Here is a 20,111-nt window from a genome sequence, read left to right on the forward strand (position 1 = left end):
TACGCACCGAAGGGAACCGCTCCATGCCGTCCGCCGAAACGTCCGCATCCCGGGGCGGCTGCCCCGTCGGCCATGGGCGCCGCACCTTCGTCAAGACGGCGCTGGGCGCCGGTGCCGCCGGCGCGGTCCTGGCCGGCGGCGGCTTCACCCTCGCCCAGAGCGGCGCCGCCCAGGCGCAGGCCGCGGACACCGCCGACGCGGCGAAGGTCCCCTTCCACGGCGTCCACCAGGCGGGTGTCCTCACGCCCGCCCCCGCGGCCGCCGCCTTCGTCTCCTTCGACGTCATCGCCGAGAACCGCAAGGAACTCGCCGGACTGCTGCGGACCATCACCGAACGGGCCCGCTTCCTCACCGCCGGCGGCACCCCCACCGACCTGGGCGTCGGCGCCCCGCCCTCCGACAACGGCATCCTCGGCCCCGACATCCCCGCCGGCTCCCTCACCGTCACCGTCGGCGTCGGTGCCTCCCTCTTCGACGACCGCTACGGACTGGCCAAGGCGATACCGCGCCGGCTCACCCTCATGCGGACCTTCCCCAACGACAACCTGAGCCCCGCCGAGTGTCACGGCGACCTGTCCCTGCAGATCTGTGGCGACCGCCAGGACACGGTGCTGCACGCACTGCGCGACATCGCCCGGCACACCCGGGGCGCCCTGCAGATCAAGTGGCGCGTCGACGGCTTCCAGAGCGGCCCGCGCCCGACCGGCACCCAGCGCAACCTGCTCGGCTTCAAGGACGGCATCGCCAACCCGGACGTCGCCTCCGCCCGGGAGATGAACCGCCTGGTCTGGGTGGGCGACGGGCAGGGCGAGCCGGCCTGGGCGGCCGGCGGCAGCTACCAGGTGATCCGGATCATCCGCATGCTGGTGGAGTTCTGGGACCGGGTGTCGCTGACCGAGCAGGAGAAGATGTTCGGCCGCCGCAAGGACACCGGCGCCCCGCTGGACGGTGCCAAGGAGACCGACGTCCCGCACTACGCCAAGGACCCCAGGGGCACGGCGATCCCGCTGGACTCCCACATCCGGCTGGCCAACCCGCGCACCGCCGCCACCGACGCCTCCCGCATCCTGCGCCGCGGATACAACTACGACCGCGGCGTCGACAACGTCGGCAACCTCGACATGGGCCTGGTCTTCTGCTGCTACCAGCAGGACGTCGTCCGCCAGTTCGAGGTCACCCAGACCCGGCTGATCGACGAACCCCTCGTCGACTACATCTCCCCGACCGGCGGCGGCTACTTCTTCGTCCTGCCCGGCGTCCGCGACTCCTCCGACTGGCTCGGCCGCGGACTGCTGTCCGCCTGACGGACGCGGGACTTCCCTCCGGACCGCCGGAGTGATTGGGACGGACCCCGCGGGAAACGCGGATCGCGACACGCAGAGAGTCCGCCAGGGAGGAACCCGTGAGCACCGATCCGATGGCAGACGACGCCTACCAGCCCACCGGCGACAACGAGGAACAGGAAGACGCCGCGCCGCTGGACATGGAGAACGCGGTGGGTGAGCGGACCTACGACGACATCCTCGACGAGGGCTACTCCCCGCCGGAGAAGCCGCTGGGCGTCACCAAGTACGGCACGACGGCCGCCGAACAGCACGAGGGCGAGAGCCTCGACCAGCGGCTGGCCCAGGAACAGCCCGAAGAGGGCGGGCCGGAGAGCGACGACGTGGGCGACCTGCCCGGCGGCGAGGGCGAACCGGTCGACCCCGAGGCGGGCGGGGACCGCGCCGGCCGGCTCGTCGCCCCGGACGAGGGCGCCCACACCGACACCACCAAGGAGGAGATCGCCGCCGACAAGGGAGTCGACGCGGGAGCCGCCGGCGCCGAGGAGGCCGCCGTGCACATCGTCGACGACGACACCCTCCCGGACGAGGGCACTGAGCCCTGATCCGGGCCCCGGGGTCAGCCCCCGATCCGGTCGATCTGCCGCAGCTTGTTCGTCGCGTCCAGTGCGGCCACCTTGTAGGACTCCGCGAGCGTCGGGTAGTTGAACACCGCGTCGACCAGATAGTCCACGGTGCCGCCGCAGCCCATCACCGTCTGCCCGATGTGGATGAGCTCGGTGGCCCCCGCGCCGAAGCAGTGCACCCCGAGCAGCGTGCGGTCCTCCGGCGAGACCAGCAGCTTCAGCAAGCCGTGCGAGTCGCCGATGATCTGCCCGCGGGCCAGCTCCCGGTAGCGGGAGACGCCCACCTCGAAGGGCACCCGGTCCTCGGCGAGCCGGTCCTCGGTCCGCCCGACGAAGCTGATCTCCGGGATCGTGTAGATGCCGATCGGCTGAAGGCCGTGCATCCTGCCGACCGGCTCCCCGCAGGCGTGGTACGCCGCCGCCCGCCCCTGTTCCATCGAGGTCGCCGCGAGCGCGGGAAAGCCGATCACGTCGCCGACCGCGTAGATGTGCGGCACCTGCGTGCGGTAGTGCTCGTCGACCGTGATCCGGCCGCGCGCGTCGGCGCTCAACCCGGCCTTCCCCAGGTCCAGTCCGTCGGTGAGGCCCTGCCGGCCCGCCGAGTACATCACCGCGTCGGCCGGTATCTTCTTGCCGCTCTCCAGCACGGTGAGCGTGCCGTTCTCGTGCCGCTCCACCGCGGCCACCGTCTCCCCGAAGCGGAAGGTGACGGCGAGGTCCCGCAGGTGGTAGCGGAGCGACTCCACGATCTCGACGTCGCACATGTCGAGCATGCCCGGACGCCGTTCGACGACGGTCACCCTGCTGCCCAGCGCGGCGAACATGGAGGCGTACTCCATCCCGATCACCCCGGCGCCGACGATGACCATCGACCGCGGCACCCGCTCCAGCGTGAGCACGTTGTCGGAGTCCATGATGGTGCGCCCGTCGAACTCCACGCTGTCCGGCCGGGCCGGCCGCGTACCGGTCGCGATGACGATGTGTTCGGCGGCCAACAGCCTTTCCTCGCCGGTCACTTCGCGCAGCGCGACGGTGTGCCCGTCGACGAAGCGGCCGGTCCCGGCGAGCAGGGACACATGGTTGCGGGAGAGCTGGCTGCGGATGACGTCGACCTCGAGGCCCACCACGTGCCGGGTGCGTGCGGTCAGGTCGGCGACGGTGATGTCCTCCTTCAGCCGGTAGCTCTGACCGTACAGATCGCGCTGGGTGAGCCCGGTGAGGTAGAGCACCGCCTCGCGCAGGGTCTTGGAGGGAATGGTTCCGGTGTGGATCGAGACCCCGCCGACCATCTCGGGGCTGTCGACGACAGCGACCCGGCGGCCCAGCTTGGCCGCGGCGATGGCGGCCTTCTGACCACCCGGTCCGGATCCTATGACGATCATGTCGAAGTCGGGCACGCCCCGGAGTCTCGCAGAGCGACGGCACCGAGCGAAAGGGACCGGAACGGCAGGGCTCCGGCCCCTTTCGCACACGGCCCGGAGGACCTGGGGCCTCTCGTTCGGATCGGATCAGGCCGGATCCGATCCGAAGAACGAAAGACCCTAGGGCAGCAGCTTGTCCAGGGCGGCCGGTCCCTCCGTCTCGATCTTGCGCCTGGCCCACTCCAGGTTGCGCGGGGTGATGTCGCGGCCCGCGGCCAGCACCACGTCCTCGGGCGAGACGTCGGTGCCGGTACGGGCGTGGAGGACATCGTCCGGGGTGCAACGCTCCCCGGACTCGCGGGATGCATCGGGTTGTGACGTCGACATGTGACCTCCTAGGGTCCGGCTGGGTCCCCGCCCGGGTCCGGAGTACGGCCCTCGTGCTGCGGGAAGCGGGACCTCCTCCCACGATTGCCGGTCGGACGGCACCCTGCATCCGGAAGGCCGCTCCTAAGCTGGAGGAACCGCAACAGCCGCGAGTACCGGTCCGCGCGAGGGGGGACAGCGAGGGGACAGGAGGCAGCCGCGATGGCCGACACCCGAAGCCGAGGGCCCGAGACGGGCACACCCTGCTACGTTCCGATCGCCGACCACGGCCTGATCGGCGACCTGCGCAGTGTCGCCCTCGTCGGCACCGACGGCACGATCGACTGGTACTGCTGCCCCGCCTTCGACGCCCCGAGCGTCTTCGCCTCGATCCTGGACGCCGAGCGCGGCGGCCGCTTCGAGCTCGCCGCCGCCGAGGCGGCGCGCACCAAGCAGTTCTACTTCCCCGACACCAACGTGCTGATCACCCGGTTCTTCACCGAGGACGGCGTCGGCGAGGTGCAGGACTTCATGCCGGTGACCGGAGACCGGCGGGAGACCGCCGAGACCGAACGGCACCGGCTCATCCGGCGCGTGCTGTGCGTGCGCGGCACCCTGCCGTTCCGGGCCCGGGTGGCTCCCCGCTTCAACTACGGCGCCGACCCGCACACGGTCCGGATGGAGGGCTGCACGGCCCTGTTCGAGTCGGCGACCCTGTCCCTCGCCCTGACGTCCACCGTGCCCCTGGAGAGCGACGGCACGGACCTGCGGGCGGACTTCAAGCTCGCCGAGGGCGAGTCGGCCGTCTTCGCGCTGGACCAGGTCGGCGGCGAGGTGGCCCCACGGCGGTGCGCCCACGCCGAGGCCGAGGAGCAGTTCTGCGCCACGGTCGCCTACTGGCGCCGCTGGCTCGCGCAGTCCCGCTACCGCGGCCGCTGGCGGGAGATGGTCCACCGCTCCGCCCTCACCCTGAAACTGCTCACCTACGCCCCGACCGGCGCCATCGTCGCCGCGCCCACCACGAGCCTGCCCGAGCGGGTCGGCGGTGAGCGCAACTGGGACTACCGCTACGTCTGGGTGCGCGACGCCGCGTTCGCCGTCTACGCGCTGCTGCGGCTCGGCTTCGCCGGCGAGGCCGAGGCGTTCATGCGCTTCCTGACCCGGCACATCAGCCCCGGCGACGGCAAGGCGACGGGCCCACTGCAGATCATGTACGGCATCGACGGCCGCACCGAGCTGCCCGAACGCGAACTCGGCCACCTGGAGGGACACCAGGGCTCCGCGCCGGTACGGGTCGGCAACGCCGCCGCCGACCAGCTCCAGCTCGACATCTACGGCGCCCTGATCGACTCGATCTACCTCTTCGACAAGTGGGCCCAGCCGATCTCCAGCGCCCAGTGGGACGACGTGTCCGCGCTGGTGGAATGGGTGTGCGAGCACTGGGACCAGCCCGACGAGGGGGTGTGGGAGACCCGCGGCGGCAGGAGGAACTTCCTGTACTCGCGCCTGATGTGCTGGGTGGCCGTCGAACGCGCCATGCGGCTGGCCAACCGCCGCGGCCTGCCCGCCGACCTGCCACGCTGGCGGCAGAGCCGGGACGCCATCTACCGCCGCATCATGGACCGCGGCTGGTCCGCCGAGCGGCAGGCCTTCGTCCAGTACGAGGACGGCGACGTACTGGACGCCGCCGTGCTGATGATGCCGCTGGCGAAGTTCATCGCGCCCACCGACCCCAAGTGGCTGTCCACCCTCGACGCGCTGACCGAGGACCTGGTCTCCGACTCGCTCGTCTACCGGTACGACCCGCAGGCCAGCCCCGACGGGCTGCGCGGCGACGAGGGCACGTTCTCCATCTGCTCGTTCTGGTACGTCGAGGCCCTCACCCGGGCCGGCCGCCTCGACGAGGCCCGCCTCGCGTTCGAGAAGATGCTCACTTACGCCAACCACCTGGGCCTGTACGCCGAGGAGGTCGGCCCCACCGGTGAGCAGCAGGGCAACTTCCCCCAGGCCTTCACGCACCTGTCCCTGATCAGCGCGGCCTACAACCTCGACCGTGCCCTGGGCTGACGCCGAACGCGGGTCCCGGTCCGCTCCGTGGCGTCAGCCGATGTGGTAACCGTCCCCGTAGACCTTCCAGTCCAGCGGCGGCTCCAGGCCGAGGTTGCCCTGGCGCAGGAGGACCCGTTGCCCGGTGTCGACCCTGCTGGTCTCGCGGTGGGCCGCCTCCTGCCGCATGGCCCACACGCGTGCGTCGAGGAACGCGTTCAGATACGTCACCTCGTCGCCGCCCCGGGCCGGCGGCGCGGCCCTGCGCAAGGCCCGATCGCGGATACTGCGGAAGCCGGTCAGGCCACCGCCGCCGTGCATGACGATCGCGTCGTAGTAGGCGAACTGGCCGAGGGCGCGCAGCCCGTCCGCCTTGCCCCGCGCGACGGCGGGGTCGAAGTAGACGCGGTCGCGTTCGTCGTTCTGGGCTTGCTGGAAGGCGGTGTCCCGCGCCGCCCTGCGCCAGGCCTCGGGGAAGCCGGGGTCCAGCCCCCGGTGCGAGTCGGTGCCGTCGGCGCGGCGCAGCGCCGGGAGGTACTCGGCCAGTACGTTGTGCGGCCTGCGGTCGGTGTAGAGCCGCACCAGGCCGAGCATGTCGCCGGTGCCGGAGCAGAAGCCGACGATGCCGGCCGTGTAGCCGCGTCCGTCGCCGAGGTCCTCGATGTACGCGTACTGGGCCTTCCAGTCGAGCGTGGAGTTCTCCGCGCTCGACACCAGTTTCATGGCGATCTCCTTCTTCGCCGGGTCGTCCAGGCCCGCCGCCGGGGCCACGGCGACGCGCCGGGCGCCGAGGAGGGGTACGGCGACGAGCGAGGCGCCGATCAGGGCGAGGACGCTGCGGCGGGCCGTGCCGGCCGGCGCGGTCGTGTCGGGGGTGTCGTGCACCAAAGGGGCTCCAAGTGACTCGACTGCGGGGCAGCGGCTCAGGGCAGCGGCTGCTCGGCCCAGATGGCCTTGCCGGTGGGCGTGTAGCGGGTGCCCCACCGCTCGGCGAGCTGCGCGACGAGGAACAGCCCCCGGCCCCCCTCGTCCGTGCTGGCCGCGTAGCGCAGGTGCGGGGAGGTGCTGCTGCTGTCGAAGACCTCGCAGATCAGGGCGCGGTCACGCAGCACCCGGACACGGATGGGCTCGGCGCCGTAACGGATCGCGTTGGTGACCAGCTCGCTGAGGATCAGCTCGGTGGTGAACGTCAGTTCCTCCAGCCCCCACTCCGCCAGCCGCCGGCTCACCGCCGCGCGCACGTCCCCGACGGCCGCCGCCTCCCCGGGCACGTCCCACTCGGCGACCTGCCCGGGCCCCAGGGCCCGGGTGCGGGCCACGAGCAGCGCGATGTCGTCCACCGGCCGGGAGGGCCGGACGTCCAGGACGGCCCGGCACGTGTCCTCCGGTGACTCGCCGGCGGAGGCGAGAGCCGTGCGCAGCTCCGCCAGCCCCGTGTCGATGTCCCGCTCCCGGTCCATCACGAGTCCGTCGGTGTACAGAACCAGCCGGCTGCCCTCCGCCAGCTCCAGCTCCGCCGTCTCGAACGGCAGCCCGCCCAGCCCGAGCGGGGGACCGGCGGGCACGTCGGGGAACGTCACGTCCCCGTCGGGCCCGACCACGGCGGGCGGCGGATGGCCGGCGCGGGCGACCGCGCACCGGCGCGAGACCGGATCGTAGACCGCGTACAGGCAGGTCGCGCCGGTGATGGGCGCACCCGCACTGTCGGCCGTCTCGTCCTGGTCGATGCGGCAGACCAGCTCGTCCAGCAGCCCGAGCAGTTCCTCGGGCGGCAGGTCCAGGGCGGAGAAGTTGCTGACCGCGGTCCGCAGCCGCCCCATCGTGGCCGCGGCGTGCAGTCCGTGGCCGACCACGTCGCCGACGACCAGCGCGACCCGCGCCCCGGACAGCGGCAGCACGTCGAACCAGTCCCCGCCCACGCCCGCCCGCGCGGGCAGATAGCGGTGGGCGATGTCCAGCGCGTTCTGCTGGGGCAGGCTGCGCGGCAGCAGGCTGCGCTGAAGGGTGACCGCCAGCCCGTGCTCGCGGGTGTAGCGGCGGGCGTTGTCGATGGAGACGGCGGCCCGGGCGACCAGTTCCTCGGCGAGGGCCAGCTCCTCGGTGTCGAAAGGCTCGTCCTTCTCCGACCGCCAGAAGCTGACCAGGCCCAGCAGCACGTTGCCCGCCCGCACGGGCACGGTGATCAGGGAGTGGATGCCGAACGCCAGCACCCGCGCGGTGCGCTCGGAGTCCTGGGCCTGCCAGCCCGGGGCCGCCTCCAGACGGGGCTCGAGGACCGGCCGGCGGGTCTTGAGGCTGAGCGCCTGCGGGGTGGAGGGGACGAAGCGGATCTCCCGGCCCGGCGGGTGGAGCGGCGTGTTCTCGCGGATCCCGGCGAAGGACGTGCGGCGCAGGGCGGCTGCCGGATCCGGGTCCTCGCCGGCCGGCACGGCGTCGTACAGGTCCACGGTGGCGAAGTCCGCGAAGCGGGGAACGGCGACCTGGACGAGTTCCTCGGCGGTCCGGGTCACGTCCAGGGTCGTGCCGACGCCCACTCCGGCGTCGTAGAGCAGGCTGAGGCGCTCCCGCGCCTTCTCCGCCCTGCCGGACAGGGCGCGCAGCTCCGTGGAGTCGCGCAGCGTGGCCACACTGCCGGACGGACCGCCCGCCATGTCCGTGGGCCGCTGGTTGATCGCCAGCAGCCGGTCGCCGACCAGATGCACCTCGTCGGTGGCGATCCGGCCGGAGGCCAGCAGGCCGGCGGTCTCGGGGTCGAGCCCGAGGTCGAGCACGTGCCGGCGCTCGGCGTCCTCGGGCAGGCCGAGCAGGCGGTGCGCCTCGTCGTTGGCCAGCAGCAGCTTCCCGTCGTCGCCGACTATGATCACGCCTTCCCGGACGGAGTGCAGCACCGCGTCGTGGTGCTCGTACATCCGGGTCATCTCCTGGGGGCCGAGCCCGTGGGTCTGGCGCAGCAGCCGCCGGGTGACCAGCGCCGTCCCCGCCGTGGCCAGGGCCAGGGCCACGGCCGCGGCGCCCACGACGACCGGCAGCTGCCGGTCCGCCAGACCGCCGACGTTCCTGGTGGTGATGCCGGCCGACACCAGTCCCACCACCTTGCCGGCCGGCGTCTGGATCGGCACGACGGCCTGCACCAGCGGCCCGAGGGTCCCCTCGACCTCTTCGACGACCGTGCCGCCCGCCAGCGCGGGCTGGAGGGTGCCGACGAACTTCTCGCCGACGCGGTCCGGCTTGGGGTGGGTGTAGCGGATCCCCTTGGTGTTCATCACGACGATGAAGTCGACGTGCGCCTCCTTGCGGGCCGCCTCCGCCCGCGCTTGCAGCACCGCTGCCGGGTCCGGGGCGGCGAGCGCGTCCCGGGTGCCCGGCGCGTCGGCGAACGTCTCGGCGACGGCGAGGGAACGGTCTCGGGCCTCCTGGTCGCTGTCGTGCCGCACCTGAAGCACCAGCGCCACCACGGCCGCCGCGACCAGCAGCACCACGATGGCGACCTGGAGCAGGAACACCTGGCCGGCGACGCTGCGCCCGCCGAGCGCCGAGCGCATCCCGGACGGTCTGCTCCGGCCCGATCGGTCATGCCCGGCCCGCTCGCGCGCCCGACGGGCCGGGCCGGACGCGAGCTCGAGACGCCGTCCGCTGGGACGGCGGGCCGACCGGGAGCCGGTACGACCCGGGAGTCGGACCATGAGCCATGTCTACACTGCCACGCCCCATGAGGCGAGAGGCAGTCACCTCTCGGGTCACGCGGGCGGGCACGGGACGGCCGCGCGGACGGCTCCGTGGGAACGTCCGGCCCAGGGCATGTCCTGGCTCGCCCGGACCGTGTCAGCCCTGTTTGCGGGCGTCGGTGCGGATGGTCCGGGCCACGTCGCGGATCTTGATGTTGTGGTGCTGGGAGATGCGGCGCAGGACGGCGAAGGCGTCCTCCTCGCTCAGGCCGTGGCGCTCCCGCAGGATGCCCATGGCCTCCCCGATGGCGTGTCGGGTCTCCAACGCGTGTTCGAGCTGGTCGACGGTTCTGGCACCCGCCACGGCGACGGCGGCGTGCGAGGCGAGCAGCCAGCCCGCGGTCTCGCTGTCCGCGGTGAAGGAGCCGGGACGGCTGGAGTAGAGGTTCAGCGCCCCGAAGTCCTGGTCCTGGGTGTACAGCAGGAACCCCATCATGCTGCCGATGCCCAGGTCGCGGGCGGCCGGCGCGTACCGCGGCCACGCCGGCTGCGGCCGTGTGAGGTCGGCGATGCGGAAGAGCCGGTCCCCGTCGACGCGGCGGGCCGCGTCGAAGCAGGGGCCCTCGTCCATCTCGCCCTGCAACCGATCGGACTCCATGACCATGTCCCCATTGGCGGCCAGGGTCACGGCACGCCCCTTGCGCACGGCCAGGATCCCGGAGGCCTCGCACCCGTCGATCAGCTCGACGGCCGCCCGGACGATCTCGTCGAGCGTCTCCTGAGGGGAGTCCTGGGCCAGCAGACGCCGGGCGAGCTGGGCCATCTGTTCGGCGAACTCACGCCAGTCCATCCGCACCCGCCCTTCTCCCAGTCGCGCCCACCGGTACGCACATGGCATCGCCCGCGACCGCCGGTACTCGCAGCGTACCCCCGCGGCCACCTGCCTACCCGGGCGAGACCGATCATGGTCCGCGCACGTCCACGCCCGGGCCCCGCACGCCGATGCCCCGGCCGCGCGGGCCGGGGCATCGTCATGCCGGGTGGTTCGGGACCGAGACGGCTGCCGGCCGTTTGGTGCCCGCGGGGTCAGGCGCCCCAGGTGCCCTGGTTGACGGCGCAGTTCCAGCCGGAGCCGTGCAGGGTGAACTTCACCTTGTAGCTCCTGGTGTTCAGCAGGTGCGTCCGGACCTTGAAGCCGAGGCTCGCCTTCCCCTTGAAGGTCGTGGTGCGGACCGCCACGGTCTGCGAGGTCTTGCGGCTGATCTTGCCGCCCTTCGGCGTCGCCGAGCCGAAGCGGATGTTCTTGACGTTGGTGACCGTGAAAGTGACGTTCTTGAACTTCTTCGTGGTCTTGCTCTTGATGCCGAAGTACAGGCCGCCGTTCGTCACCCACCCGTTGCGGTCCACGTAGAAACGGGACGGGTAGACGATGTTGATCGGGCAGGCGGAGCTCTGCGGTGCGGCGGTCGCCGCGGAAGCGGCCCCGGCGAAGCCCAGCTGAGCGGCGGTGACGACTGCGGCCGCGGCCAGCGCCGCGACGGTCGTGCGCGTACGGTTCACTACGGTGACACCTTCCCCCTACGGCCCTCACGGACCGGACCGACATGGCGTACGGCGCCCCCGTGGGACGCTCCGCGCCACTGTGACGGCGTATTTCTTAGCACGCGGGAAAAGCGCCAGAGCAACCCCTGGGACTCCAGGGCCACTTGGTGACAGAACCGCGACAATCGTGAGGCGCCGTGCCTCGCCGGTCGGCCCCGGATCCGGGCGCCGCGTGTGTATGTTGCTGCCATGTATGCCACACGGGTCTCACGGCGGGTGCAGGCGTCTCCCGCCGCCGTCTACCGGGCCCTCACCGACCCGGACGCGGTGGCGAGATGGCGCGTCCCCGACGGCATGACCGCTCACGTCCACGCGTTCGACGCCCGTGAGGGCGGCACGTTCCGGGTGTCCCTCTCCTACGACGAGCCGGGGGCCCAGGGGAAGTCGGGTGGCCGCACGGACACCTACCGGGGGCACTTCGCCCGGCTCGTGCCCGATCAGCTGGTGGTCGAGGTGCTCGCGTTCGAGACCGACGAGGACGCCCTGCACGGCACGATGACGATGACCACGTCACTGGCCGAGGTGGACGGCGGGACGGAGGTCATGATCGTGCACGAGGGCATCCCCGACGAGCTGCCGCGCGCCGACAACGAACTGGGGACGCGCATGGCCCTGGACAACCTCGCCCGGCTGGTGGAGGGCGCCGTGGAGGGCGACGCGTAGAGTCACCGGCCGGCGCCGCGGGCCGCGGCGACCGCCTGTTCGGCGTAACCGCGTCCGAAGAGCACCGTGTGCACCAGCAGCGGGAAGAGCTGGTGCAGCCCGACACGGCCGGCCCAGCCGTCGGAGAGCGGCGCGACCTGTTGGTATCCGTCCAGTACGCGGTCCAGGTGCGGGCAGCCGAACAGCTGAAGCATCGCCAGATCGGTCTCCCGGTGCCCGCCGTGCGCGGCAGGGTCGATCAGCCAGACCTCGCCGTCCGCGCCCCACAGCACGTTTCCGTTCCACAGGTCGCCGTGGAGTCGCGCGGGCGGTTCGGCGGGGCCGGCCAGCTCGGGCAGCCGTTCCAGTACGCGTTCGATCACGGCCGCCTCGGCGGGGCGCAGGGTGCCGGCGTCGACCGCGCGGCGCAGATAGGGGAGCACCCGGTGCTCGGCGTACCAGCGCGGCCAGTCGGTGCCGGGAACGTTGAGCATCGGCGCGAGCCCGATGTACGCCTCCCGCGGTCCGCCGGGCGGAGCGGCACCGAACGCGGGCGCCCCGGCGGCGTGCAGGGCGGCCAGGTCACGGCCGAACCGCACCGCCGCCCCCGGACCGGGCCGGCCGGATGGAACCCGGTCGGTGACCAGCCAGCGGTGGTCGTGGCCGTGCACGGCGGGGACGCGCACCGCGCGCGCCTCGGCGAGCCAGCGCAGCCCAGCGGCCTCGGCGCGTACCGCCTGCGGATTCTCACCGCGCTTGACCACGACCACGCCGCCGTCGTCGAGGGTCACCTCGGTGGGGTTCGCCGCCGACGGTCGCCGGCCGGTCGCCGCACGCCCGGTCAGCCGGGCGGCCGCGGCAGCGGGATCCGAGCCGGAGCAGGAGCCGGCCGGCGGACGGCCGGTCACGCGGGCAGGCGCTCGCTCACCCAGTCGAGCAGGCCCGGGGTCGCGGCCTCGACCATGACCAGCACCTCCTCGAACCCCTCCGGGCCGCCGTAGTACGGGTCGGGCACGTCCAGGTCGCCGACCGCGTGCGGGTCGAAGGAGCGCAGCAGCCGCACCCGGGACGGGTCGTCGACGAGCCGGCGCAGCGCCTTCTCGTGACCGCGGTCCATGGCCAGGAGCAGGTCGGCGTCCAGGTGCTCGGCGCCGACCTGTGCGGCGACGTGCCGGATCGGGTAGCCGTGCCGGGCCAGCACCTCACCGGCCCGCTCGTCGATGGCCTCCCCGACGTGCCACGGGCCGATGCCGGCGCTGCTGACCCGGACCGCGTCCGTGAGCCCCGCCCGGCGCAACCGCTCGGCGAACACCAGCGCCGCGGACGGCGACCGGCAGATGTTCCCGCTGCAGACGAAACAGATGTGCACGGCCCCCAGAGTACGGGTCCCCTCCGGAAGCCGCTCAGGCGCTGCGCAGGGTCCTCCTGGCGAGTTCGTAGGCGGGGAACATCTGTTCGTGTTCCTCGGTGTCCATGCCGCCGAGGTGCAGGACGACCGGGCCCCGGGCGGTGCCGACGGCCAGGGCGCGTTCCTTCTTCGGCCCGTCCAGGATCTCGCCGGTGCGCAGGTACTCGACTTCGACGCCTTCGAGCCCGCCCGTCGTGAACGAGTGGTACGTCTCCTCGCTCACGCCGTCCTCGGCGGCCACGAAGGCCCGCAGCACCGTGCTCGCGTCCCCCGCGCCCGGGGAGCCGGTGAACACGCGCAGGAAGCCGATGTTCCCCGCGGGCCTGGCGTCGACCTCGCACACGGCGGTCACCGGGCCCTGGCGCAGCAGCGCGTCCGCGACCTCCTTGCCGGCGGCGGAGTCGCCGGCCGCCGGATCCACCGCCTCGGCCTTCCAGCGCTCGGCGATGTCGAAGGTGACGGGAAGCTCGCACACCGAACCCCGGGCGCCGATCGTGCCCCCGCTGCGGACCGCTGTGCCTGTTGCGTCCGTCGCGGCCGCCGTTCGCACGGCGGACGCGCCCTCCCGTGACGCGCCCGAACACGCCGTCAGCGCCCCGCTCAGCAGCAGCACCACCGGGATGGCCGAACCCCGCCATGCCGTCCCCGCCCGGACCCGCACCGCTCTCTCCCCTCCTCGCCGGCGCGTCACTGTAACCGGTTGCGGCCCGGAGGCCTTGAGTGGCCTCGCCCGGGTACGTGGCCGGGGCGGCCGGCGGGGCTCCCCGTCGTTGCATGCCCATGCGCCGGTCCCCGGGCCGTGAGAGATTGACAGGACCGATGCCCGTTCCGGGCGCTTTGTTCACTTGACTCGCCGGTGCGAGCCCACGCCCGCCGACCCCGCGCACCGCCCGCGGTGCCCACGGCGCGGGCGGCACGCGCTCGGCGGCGACCCACGGCGGGCGACCACCAGTACCCGGACAGCACGCGGCCGCGGCGCACAGCGCAACGGCCGACGAGCGGAGGAACGTACGCATGAACAAGGCCAACCCCATCAAACAGGCAGCCCGGAAGGTGACCGGCGCCCTGCACGGCGACGGCGCGGGACCGGAGGAGGGCATTCCGGGGAAGCCCGGTGCCGAGTCGCCGTCCCTCGCCGAGCCGACGGATCCGCGGGGGCCGCTGCCGCCGAAGCCGGACCAGACCGGCCCGGACACCTTCTCGCCCACCGGGCAGCCGACGGGCGCGGACCAGGCGCGGATGGCGCAGGCCGGCAGTTACCTGACCACCGCCCAGGGCACCCGGCTGTACGACACCGATCACTCGCTCAAGGCCGGGCCGCGCGGTCCCGTACTGCTTCAGGACCACCACCTGCGCGAGAAGGTCATGCACTTCGACCATGAGCGCATCCCCGAGCGTGTGGTCCACGCCCGCGGCGCGGCGGCGCACGGCACCTTCAAGAGCTACGGCACGGCCGCCTCGGTGACCAGGGCCGCGTTCCTGGCCAAGAACGTCGAAACCCCGGTGTTCGTACGGTTCTCCACGGTGCTCGGCTCCCGGGGCTCGGCCGACACCGTGCGCGACACCCGTGGATTCGCGACCAAGTTCTACACCAGCGAGGGCGTCTTCGACCTGGTCGGCAACAACATCCCGGTGTTCTTCATCCAGGACGCCATCAAGTTCCCCGACGTCATCCACGCGGGCAAGCCCCACCCGGACCGGGAGATACCGCAGGCGCAGAGCGCCCACGACACCTTCTGGGACTTCGTCACCCTGCACACCGAGGCCACCCACCACACCCTGTGGAACATGTCCGACCGGGGCATCCCGCGCTCGTTCCGGACGATGGAGGGCTTCGGCATCCACACCTTCCGCCTGGTCGACGCCGAGGGCCGCACGACCCTGGTGAAGTGGCACTGGAAGCCGAAGCTGGGCGTGCACTCCCTGGTGTGGGAGGAGGCGCAGATCGTGAGCGGCGTCGACCCGGACTTCCACCGCCGGGACCTCGCCGACGCCATCGAGGCGGGTGCGTACCCCCAGTGGGAGCTGGGGATCCAGACCTTCCCCGACAACCCGGAGCAGACCTTCGAGGGCATCGACCTGCTGGACCCGACGAACATCGTCCCCGAGGAACTCGCCCCCGTGCAGCCCGTCGGCCTCCTCACCCTCGACCGGAACCCGTCGAACTTCTTCGCCGAGACCGAGCAGGTGGCCTTCCACCCCGGCCACCTCGTCCCCGGTATCGACATCACCGACGACCCGCTGCTCGCCGGGCGCCTCTTCTCGTATCTGGACACCCAGATCACCCGCCTGGGCGGCCCCAACTTCGGGCAGATCCCGGTCAACCGCACGCACGCGCCGGTCAACGACATGCTGCGCGACAGCTTCCACCAGACGGCCGTGCACCAGGGCGTCGCGCCCTACCGCCCCAACTCCCTCGACGGCGGTTGCCCGTTCACCGCGGGCGCGGACACGGGGGCGTACATCGAGGCGCCCGTACGGGTCCCGGAGGCGAAGAAGGTCCGTGAGGCGCCCGAGACGTTCGCGGACCACTTCAGCCAGCCGCGCCGGTTCTGGCTCAGCATGAGCCCGGTGGAGCGCGAACACATCATCGGTGCCTACACCTTCGAACTCGGCAAGTGCTACGAGCAGACCGTCAAGGAACGGGGTCTTCAGGTACTGGCCAACATCGACCCCGAACTGTGTGCCCAGGTCGCGGCAGGCCTCGGTCTGCCGGCGCCCCGGCCCACCGTGGCCCTGGCCGGCGTCGAGCCCAGCCCGGCACTGTCCCAGGTCGGGCGCACCTGGCCCACGGACGGGCGGGTCATCGGCATCGTCGCCGGACCGGACGGCGACCTGGACGGTGTACGGGCCGTGCGCGACGCGGTGCTCGCCGGGGGCATGGTTCCCCTCGTCATCGCGCCGTCCGGCGGGAAACTCGGCAACGGCGACGGTGCGCTGACCGTCCAGCGCACCTACGCCACCGCGCGGTCCGTGGAGTTCGACGCGGTCCTGCTGGCCGGCCCGCCGGGTCTGGGCGCCGACGCCTACGGCGCCCGCGACGCCAAGGTCGGTCTGACCGCCCCCCCAGCAGGCGACCCACGACCCGCGGGTCGGCCTGCTGCTGTTCGAGGCCTTCCGGCACGGCAAGGCGATCGGCGCGTGGAAGGGCGCCGAGGCCGCGCTCGAGGCGGCCGGTGTGCCCGTCGACGCGCCCGGCGTGATCCTCGGCGCGAGCGGCACCGCCACGCTGGAGGAGATCACCTCCCTCCTGGGTGCCCACCGGGTCTGGGAACGCTTCCCCGCCGGGGCCTGACCGGCACCGGTACGGACGGGTAACGGCCTGCTGGCCGCCTTCCGGGCGGGCACCGCCGCTCATCGCGGCGTGCGAATGTGGCGGAAGCCACGCCCCGGAGGCGGCCTGGGTCATATGGCTCGGCTCCTGCCGCGGGCTACCGTTTCACGCAGTCCTTTTTGTCCGTGAACGGCTCGAACGGCCCGGCAGTGCACGAAGATCTCTCTCCACTCATCGCAGCGACCACCCACTGGCTGACCAGCGCTTATCCGGCGTCCGGCGGCGCGCTGGCCTCCGCCCTGTGCGAAGTGCAGGCACGCCAGGCGGTGACGGTCGCGGCCCGCCTGCGCTACCCGACGCCGATGGACGCCGCGCTGGTGATGATGGCCGGCCCCGGAGGGTCGGCCCGCCTGGACTGGATCGCCGGCGCGGACGGCGTCGAGACCGACGACCCGGAGGCGCACGCGTGGCGCACCTGGGTGGACGAGGTCGTGCTGAGCTGGGCCGCCTGCCTGCTCACCGACCCCGGACTGGCCGGGCGCGCGGTGGACGCGCTCGCCGAGGGGACCGAACCGGCGCCCACGCCCACGGAGTTCCGCCGCCTGACCGCTCCCGACGAGGGCGACCGACGGGCAGCGGCCCTACTGCGTCACCCCGACCTCCTCGCCCCGATCTCCACCCTCCACCACCCCCAACTCCTGGCCCGCCTCGAAGAACCGGGCCCGGCTTTCGCGGCCTGAGCCGGCACGCGCTCCCGGCGTCGGCCCGAGGGACCCGACACCGATGACGCGCACCCGACGCCGACCTGCACGGCCCGCGCACCGAAGGGCATCCCTGGCACTGACCTGCCGGCACCCGGCTCCGACGGGCGTGCCGCCCGCGCCAACGGGCCCCGCCCTGGTACCGAGGGCCTCGCTGACGGCGGGGGCGTGGCCTCGCCCCCGGGTATCCCTGACACCGACTGGCATGGCGCTGGCGCCGACGGGCCCTGGCGCCGACCGGCCGGTCCGCCCCCTGGCGGGCGTTGTCTTGGTGCTGACGGGCGTGGCCCTGGCATCGAAGGGCGTCGCCGGAACCGACCCACGTGGTTCCGGCGTCGCCGGGCGTTCCCTGCGCCGACCTCCGGTTCCAGGGTCGACAGGCGGGGCCCTGGTGCCGATGGGGCGGGCCGCCCGCGCCGGTGGGCGCGGTTCTGGTGTGGGCGGGCGCGGGCCGGCGGCCCGGCGGTCATCGGGTGCTGGGGCGGGATGCCTGGCTGACCGCCGGGCCGCCGCCCAGTGCCACTCTGCCGGTCCTGGCGCCGGCGGGCGTGGTTCCGGCGCCGACTGGCGTCCTTGGCACTCGCTTCCGGGCCCTGGTGCCGATGGGGCGGGCCGCCCGCGCCGGTGGGCGCGGTTCTGGTGTGGGCGGGCGCGGGCCGGCGGCCCGGCGTGCGGGCTGGCTGCCGGGCCGCTGCCGCGGCCACATCGTGTACCCCGCCGACGCACGGCTCCGCCCCACTCACCCGGGCCGGTCCCGGCCGCCGGGCCGGTCGCTGCGGCACCGAGACCTCCGGCCGCGACCGGTTCACCGGGAGCCCAGTGTTTCGCCCAGGACCTCGTGGGCGGCCTTCAGCGCTGTTGTGCGGTCGGAGGGGATGAGGCCGATTCGGGTGCGGCGGTCCAGGAGGTCGGACTCGTCGAGGGCGCCCTCCTGGCGTACGGCCCACAGGAGTTCGGCGCGGGTGACGGGGTGGCCCTCCAGTACGGGTTCGCGCAGGCGTGGGTCCTGAGCGCCCAAGGCGAGGACGGCCGGCGCCTCTGTGCCGTAGCACCGGATCAGGCGGTGCGGGGCGCGGAGCGCGGCGAGGGTCCGCGGTGACGCGGCGCCGACGAGCGGGAGGGAGGCCGTGGGGGATGGCCCCGCGCCGAGCCGGTGCGCGGCGACGGCGGTGTCGACGGCGTCCTCGGCCATGCGCCGGTAGGTGGTGAGCTTGCCGCCGACCACGGTGACCACGCCGTCCGGCGAGGTGAGCACCGCGTGCCGACGCGAGATGTCCGCGGTCCGGAGCGCCGAGGCGGATCCGTTCGCCGGCGTGGTGTCCAGCAGCGGACGCAGGCCCGCGAAGGCACCGGCCACGTCTTCGCGGCGTACGGGCACGTCGAGGGCGGAGGCCAGCACGTCGAGCAGGAAGCCGACGTCCGACTCGGGGACCTCCGGCACGTCGGGGACGCCGCCTTCGACAGGCTCGTCGGTGAGCCCGACGTAGACCCGGCCGTCGTCCTGTGGCAGGACCAGGACGAAGCGGTTGGTCTCTCCGGGGACCGGGATGTGCAGCCCGGCCGGCAGCGGACCGAGCAGGCCGGAGCGCAGCACGAGGTGGGTGCCGCGGGAGGGCCGGATCCGGATGCCGTCGACCAGGCCGCCCGCCCACACTCCGGAGGCGTTGATCACGGCGCGGGCCCGGATCTCGCCCTCCTCGCCGGTCAGTTCGTCACGCACCCGGGTCCCGGAACCGGTGAGTTCCAGGGCCCGGACCCGGGTCAGGACGCGGGCGCCACGGCCCGCCGCCGTACGGGCGAGCGCGGTCACCAGGCGGGCGTCGTCGGTCAGCCGGCCGTCCCAGGACAGCAGACCGCCGCGCAACCCGGTGCCGCGCAGGGCGGGCGCGAGATGGCGGGTCTCCACCGCGGACAGCCTGCGCGGCGCCGGCAGGGTGGCGCGGGCGGTGCGCGCCGCCGAACGCAGCCCGTCGCCCGCGCGGAAGCCGGCCCAGGCCAGGGAGGCCTGGCCGCGCGAGACCAGCGGGGTGAGGGGCAGGACGAACGGCTGGGCACCGACCAGGTGGGGAGCGGTGCGTTCCATCAGCACACCGCGTTCGACCGCGCTCTCGTGGGCGACGTCGAACTGGGCGGAGGCGAGATAGCGCAGTCCGCCGTGGATGAGTTTGGAACTCCAGCGGGAGGTGCCGAAGGCCAGGTCGTGGGCGTCTATCGCGGCGACGCTCAGTCCGCGTGCCGCGGCGTCCAGCGCGGCCCCGGCGCCGGTCGCGCCAAGACCGACGACCAGGACGTCCACGGCCGGACCGCCGACGGTCCGGGCCAGTTCGCGGGCGCGGCGGGCGGCGGTGAGGGAGGTGCCCGGCGCCGTGTGCGCGGGGACGGCGGGATCGTTGCCGAAGCTCATGGCGTCAGGGTCCTTTCCAGGATGGTCCGCAGTTCCGCGAGGAACGCATCGCCGTCCAGCTCGGGGTCGTCCTCCTCGGTCATGGTGCGCAGCGACAGCGTGAAGGACTGCACGACCAGCAGCAGGGACCGTGCCTGCCGCTCGGTGTGGCCGGCGCGCACCGACCCGTCGGCGTGGCCCTCGCGCAGCTGGTCGGCGAGCAGGGAGAGCAGGGCCTCCTGGCTGGCTCCCCGGCGGTCCAGCACATAGGGGAGCAGTAGTTCGGGGTCCACGTCGACGATCTTGCGGAAGAGCGGGTGGGCGCGGAACGCCCTCACCCCGGCCACGAGCCCGTCGACGATCAGCGTGCGCGCGTACGTCCCGGGTCTGCGCTCCGGCATCGCCTCGACGGCCACGGCGATCCACTCCCGCGTCATCAGGTCGCCGACCAGGGACCGTACATCGGGCCAGCGGCGGTAGAGCGTCATCCGGGACACACCCGCGCGGCGGGCCACGTCCGTCAGGGTCGTACGCCGGACGCCGACGGCCAGGACGCAGTCGCGCACGGCGTCGAGTACGGGATCGCCGTCGGAGCGGTCCGGCTGGCCCGAGCGGTCCGGCTGGCCCGAGCGGCCCGGCCGCTCCGAGCTGTTGTGACGAATAGGCGTCATGTGTCACAGTGTAACTGGCCCGC

The 20,111-nt window shown here is 73.2% G+C and carries 16 protein-coding genes and 1 pseudogene; 6 read left to right on the forward strand and 11 right to left on the reverse strand.

Annotation, left to right across the window (positions count from 1 at the left end):
• The first annotated feature begins 23 nt into the window (after window positions 1-23).
• Window positions 24-1,304: an iron uptake transporter deferrochelatase/peroxidase subunit gene (gene efeB, locus ACFY4A_RS13345; protein ID WP_390829543.1), complete on the forward strand. Its 1,281-nt coding sequence runs from the start codon at window positions 24-26 to the stop codon at window positions 1,302-1,304.
• 98 nt (window positions 1,305-1,402) lie between these two features.
• Window positions 1,403-1,888 (forward strand): DUF5709 domain-containing protein, encoded by a 486-nt coding sequence (locus ACFY4A_RS13350; RefSeq protein WP_390829544.1) that lies wholly within the window; start codon window positions 1,403-1,405, stop codon window positions 1,886-1,888.
• Between the two features lie 14 nt (window positions 1,889-1,902).
• On the opposite strand, the gene sthA is transcribed toward ACFY4A_RS13350, so the two are convergent.
• On the reverse strand, window positions 1,903-3,306 hold the full coding sequence (sthA, locus tag ACFY4A_RS13355; protein ID WP_390829545.1) for a Si-specific NAD(P)(+) transhydrogenase: 1,404 nt from the start codon (window positions 3,304-3,306) through the stop codon (window positions 1,903-1,905).
• A 144-nt stretch (window positions 3,307-3,450) separates the two neighbouring features.
• Entirely contained in the window at window positions 3,451-3,657 is a 207-nt protein-coding gene (locus ACFY4A_RS13360; protein WP_390829546.1) for a hypothetical protein, read from the reverse strand.
• 201 nt (window positions 3,658-3,858) lie between these two features.
• On the opposite strand from ACFY4A_RS13360, the gene ACFY4A_RS13365 reads away from it, so the two are divergent.
• Entirely contained in the window at window positions 3,859-5,703 is a 1,845-nt protein-coding gene (locus tag ACFY4A_RS13365; protein ID WP_390829547.1) for a glycoside hydrolase family 15 protein, read from the forward strand.
• Between the two features lie 33 nt (window positions 5,704-5,736).
• Here the strand turns inward: ACFY4A_RS13365 and ACFY4A_RS13370 are convergent, their stop codons facing one another.
• From ACFY4A_RS13370 to ACFY4A_RS13385, 4 genes are all read right to left on the reverse strand, one after another.
• Window positions 5,737-6,570 carry a chitosanase gene (locus ACFY4A_RS13370; protein WP_390829548.1) on the reverse strand — a complete coding sequence of 278 codons (834 nt, stop codon included), beginning with the start codon at window positions 6,568-6,570 and terminating at the stop codon, window positions 5,737-5,739.
• Between the two features lie 35 nt (window positions 6,571-6,605).
• Window positions 6,606-9,224: a SpoIIE family protein phosphatase gene (locus tag ACFY4A_RS13375; protein WP_390829549.1), complete on the reverse strand. Its 2,619-nt coding sequence runs from the start codon at window positions 9,222-9,224 to the stop codon at window positions 6,606-6,608.
• 280 nt (window positions 9,225-9,504) lie between these two features.
• The gene (locus ACFY4A_RS13380) at window positions 9,505-10,197 is read right to left on the reverse strand and encodes a GAF and ANTAR domain-containing protein (protein ID WP_390829551.1); all 693 of its coding nucleotides are present in this window, start codon (window positions 10,195-10,197) and stop codon (window positions 9,505-9,507) included.
• Between the two features lie 236 nt (window positions 10,198-10,433).
• On the reverse strand, window positions 10,434-10,907 hold the full coding sequence (locus ACFY4A_RS13385; RefSeq protein WP_390829552.1) for a hypothetical protein: 474 nt from the start codon (window positions 10,905-10,907) through the stop codon (window positions 10,434-10,436).
• A 231-nt stretch (window positions 10,908-11,138) separates the two neighbouring features.
• Between ACFY4A_RS13385 and ACFY4A_RS13390 the strand changes: the two genes are divergently transcribed.
• Complete coding sequence (locus ACFY4A_RS13390; protein WP_390829553.1) at window positions 11,139-11,612, forward strand: SRPBCC family protein; 474 nt, start codon at window positions 11,139-11,141, stop codon at window positions 11,610-11,612.
• Between the two features lie 2 nt (window positions 11,613-11,614).
• Here ACFY4A_RS13390 and ACFY4A_RS13395 read toward each other — a convergent pair whose 3' ends face one another.
• Genes ACFY4A_RS13395 through ACFY4A_RS13405 form a run of 3 tightly spaced genes read right to left on the reverse strand, consistent with a single transcriptional unit; the run spans window position 11,615 to window position 13,660 of the window.
• Window positions 11,615-12,499, reverse strand: coding sequence for a fructosamine kinase family protein (locus ACFY4A_RS13395; protein ID WP_390829554.1), 885 nt, complete (start codon window positions 12,497-12,499; stop codon window positions 11,615-11,617).
• Window positions 12,496-12,960, reverse strand: a complete 465-nt coding sequence (locus ACFY4A_RS13400) for a low molecular weight protein-tyrosine-phosphatase (RefSeq protein WP_390829555.1) — start codon at window positions 12,958-12,960, stop codon at window positions 12,496-12,498. Before ACFY4A_RS13400 ends, ACFY4A_RS13395 begins: the two co-directional genes overlap by 4 nt.
• Before the next feature lie 34 nt (window positions 12,961-12,994).
• Window positions 12,995-13,660, reverse strand: a complete 666-nt coding sequence (locus ACFY4A_RS13405; protein ID WP_390829556.1) for a lipoprotein — start codon at window positions 13,658-13,660, stop codon at window positions 12,995-12,997.
• A gap of 353 nt (window positions 13,661-14,013) precedes the next feature.
• Here ACFY4A_RS13405 and ACFY4A_RS13410 point away from each other — a divergent pair.
• Window positions 14,014-16,294: pseudogene (locus ACFY4A_RS13410) on the forward strand (catalase).
• A gap of 188 nt (window positions 16,295-16,482) precedes the next feature.
• The gene (locus tag ACFY4A_RS13415; RefSeq protein ID WP_390829585.1) at window positions 16,483-17,013 is read left to right on the forward strand and encodes a hypothetical protein; all 531 of its coding nucleotides are present in this window, start codon (window positions 16,483-16,485) and stop codon (window positions 17,011-17,013) included.
• An 826-nt stretch (window positions 17,014-17,839) separates the two neighbouring features.
• Here ACFY4A_RS13415 and ACFY4A_RS13420 read toward each other — a convergent pair.
• Both ACFY4A_RS13420 and ACFY4A_RS13425 read right to left on the reverse strand, forming a co-directional pair.
• Entirely contained in the window at window positions 17,840-19,438 is a 1,599-nt protein-coding gene (locus tag ACFY4A_RS13420; RefSeq protein ID WP_390829557.1) for a glycerol-3-phosphate dehydrogenase/oxidase, read from the reverse strand.
• The gene (locus ACFY4A_RS13425) at window positions 19,435-20,088 is read right to left on the reverse strand and encodes a TetR/AcrR family transcriptional regulator (RefSeq protein ID WP_390829558.1); all 654 of its coding nucleotides are present in this window, start codon (window positions 20,086-20,088) and stop codon (window positions 19,435-19,437) included. The genes ACFY4A_RS13420 and ACFY4A_RS13425 overlap by 4 nt, the downstream gene beginning before the upstream one ends.
• Window positions 20,089-20,111: the final 23 nt, after the last annotated feature.

Source organism: Streptomyces sp. NPDC001292 (genome assembly GCF_042896465.1).
Lineage (GTDB): Bacteria > Actinomycetota > Actinomycetes > Streptomycetales > Streptomycetaceae > Streptomyces.

Bases quoted from the DNA above. Each gene is read 5' to 3' on its own strand.
- efeB (WP_390829543.1), top strand. From the start codon at position 24: ATGCCGTCCGCCGAAACGTCCGCATCCCGGGGCGGCTGCCCCGTCGGC.
- ACFY4A_RS13420 (WP_390829557.1), bottom strand. From the start codon at position 19,438: ATGAGCTTCGGCAACGATCCCGCCGTCCCCGCGCACACGGCGCCGGGC.
- ACFY4A_RS13365 (WP_390829547.1), top strand. From the start codon at position 3,859: ATGGCCGACACCCGAAGCCGAGGGCCCGAGACGGGCACACCCTGCTAC.
- ACFY4A_RS13425 (WP_390829558.1), bottom strand. From the start codon at position 20,088: ATGACGCCTATTCGTCACAACAGCTCGGAGCGGCCGGGCCGCTCGGGC.
- ACFY4A_RS13375 (WP_390829549.1), bottom strand. From the start codon at position 9,224: ATGCGCTCGGCGCTCGGCGGGCGCAGCGTCGCCGGCCAGGTGTTCCTG.
- ACFY4A_RS13390 (WP_390829553.1), top strand. From the start codon at position 11,139: ATGTATGCCACACGGGTCTCACGGCGGGTGCAGGCGTCTCCCGCCGCC.
- ACFY4A_RS13360 (WP_390829546.1), bottom strand. From the start codon at position 3,657: ATGTCGACGTCACAACCCGATGCATCCCGCGAGTCCGGGGAGCGTTGC.
- ACFY4A_RS13380 (WP_390829551.1), bottom strand. From the start codon at position 10,197: ATGGACTGGCGTGAGTTCGCCGAACAGATGGCCCAGCTCGCCCGGCGT.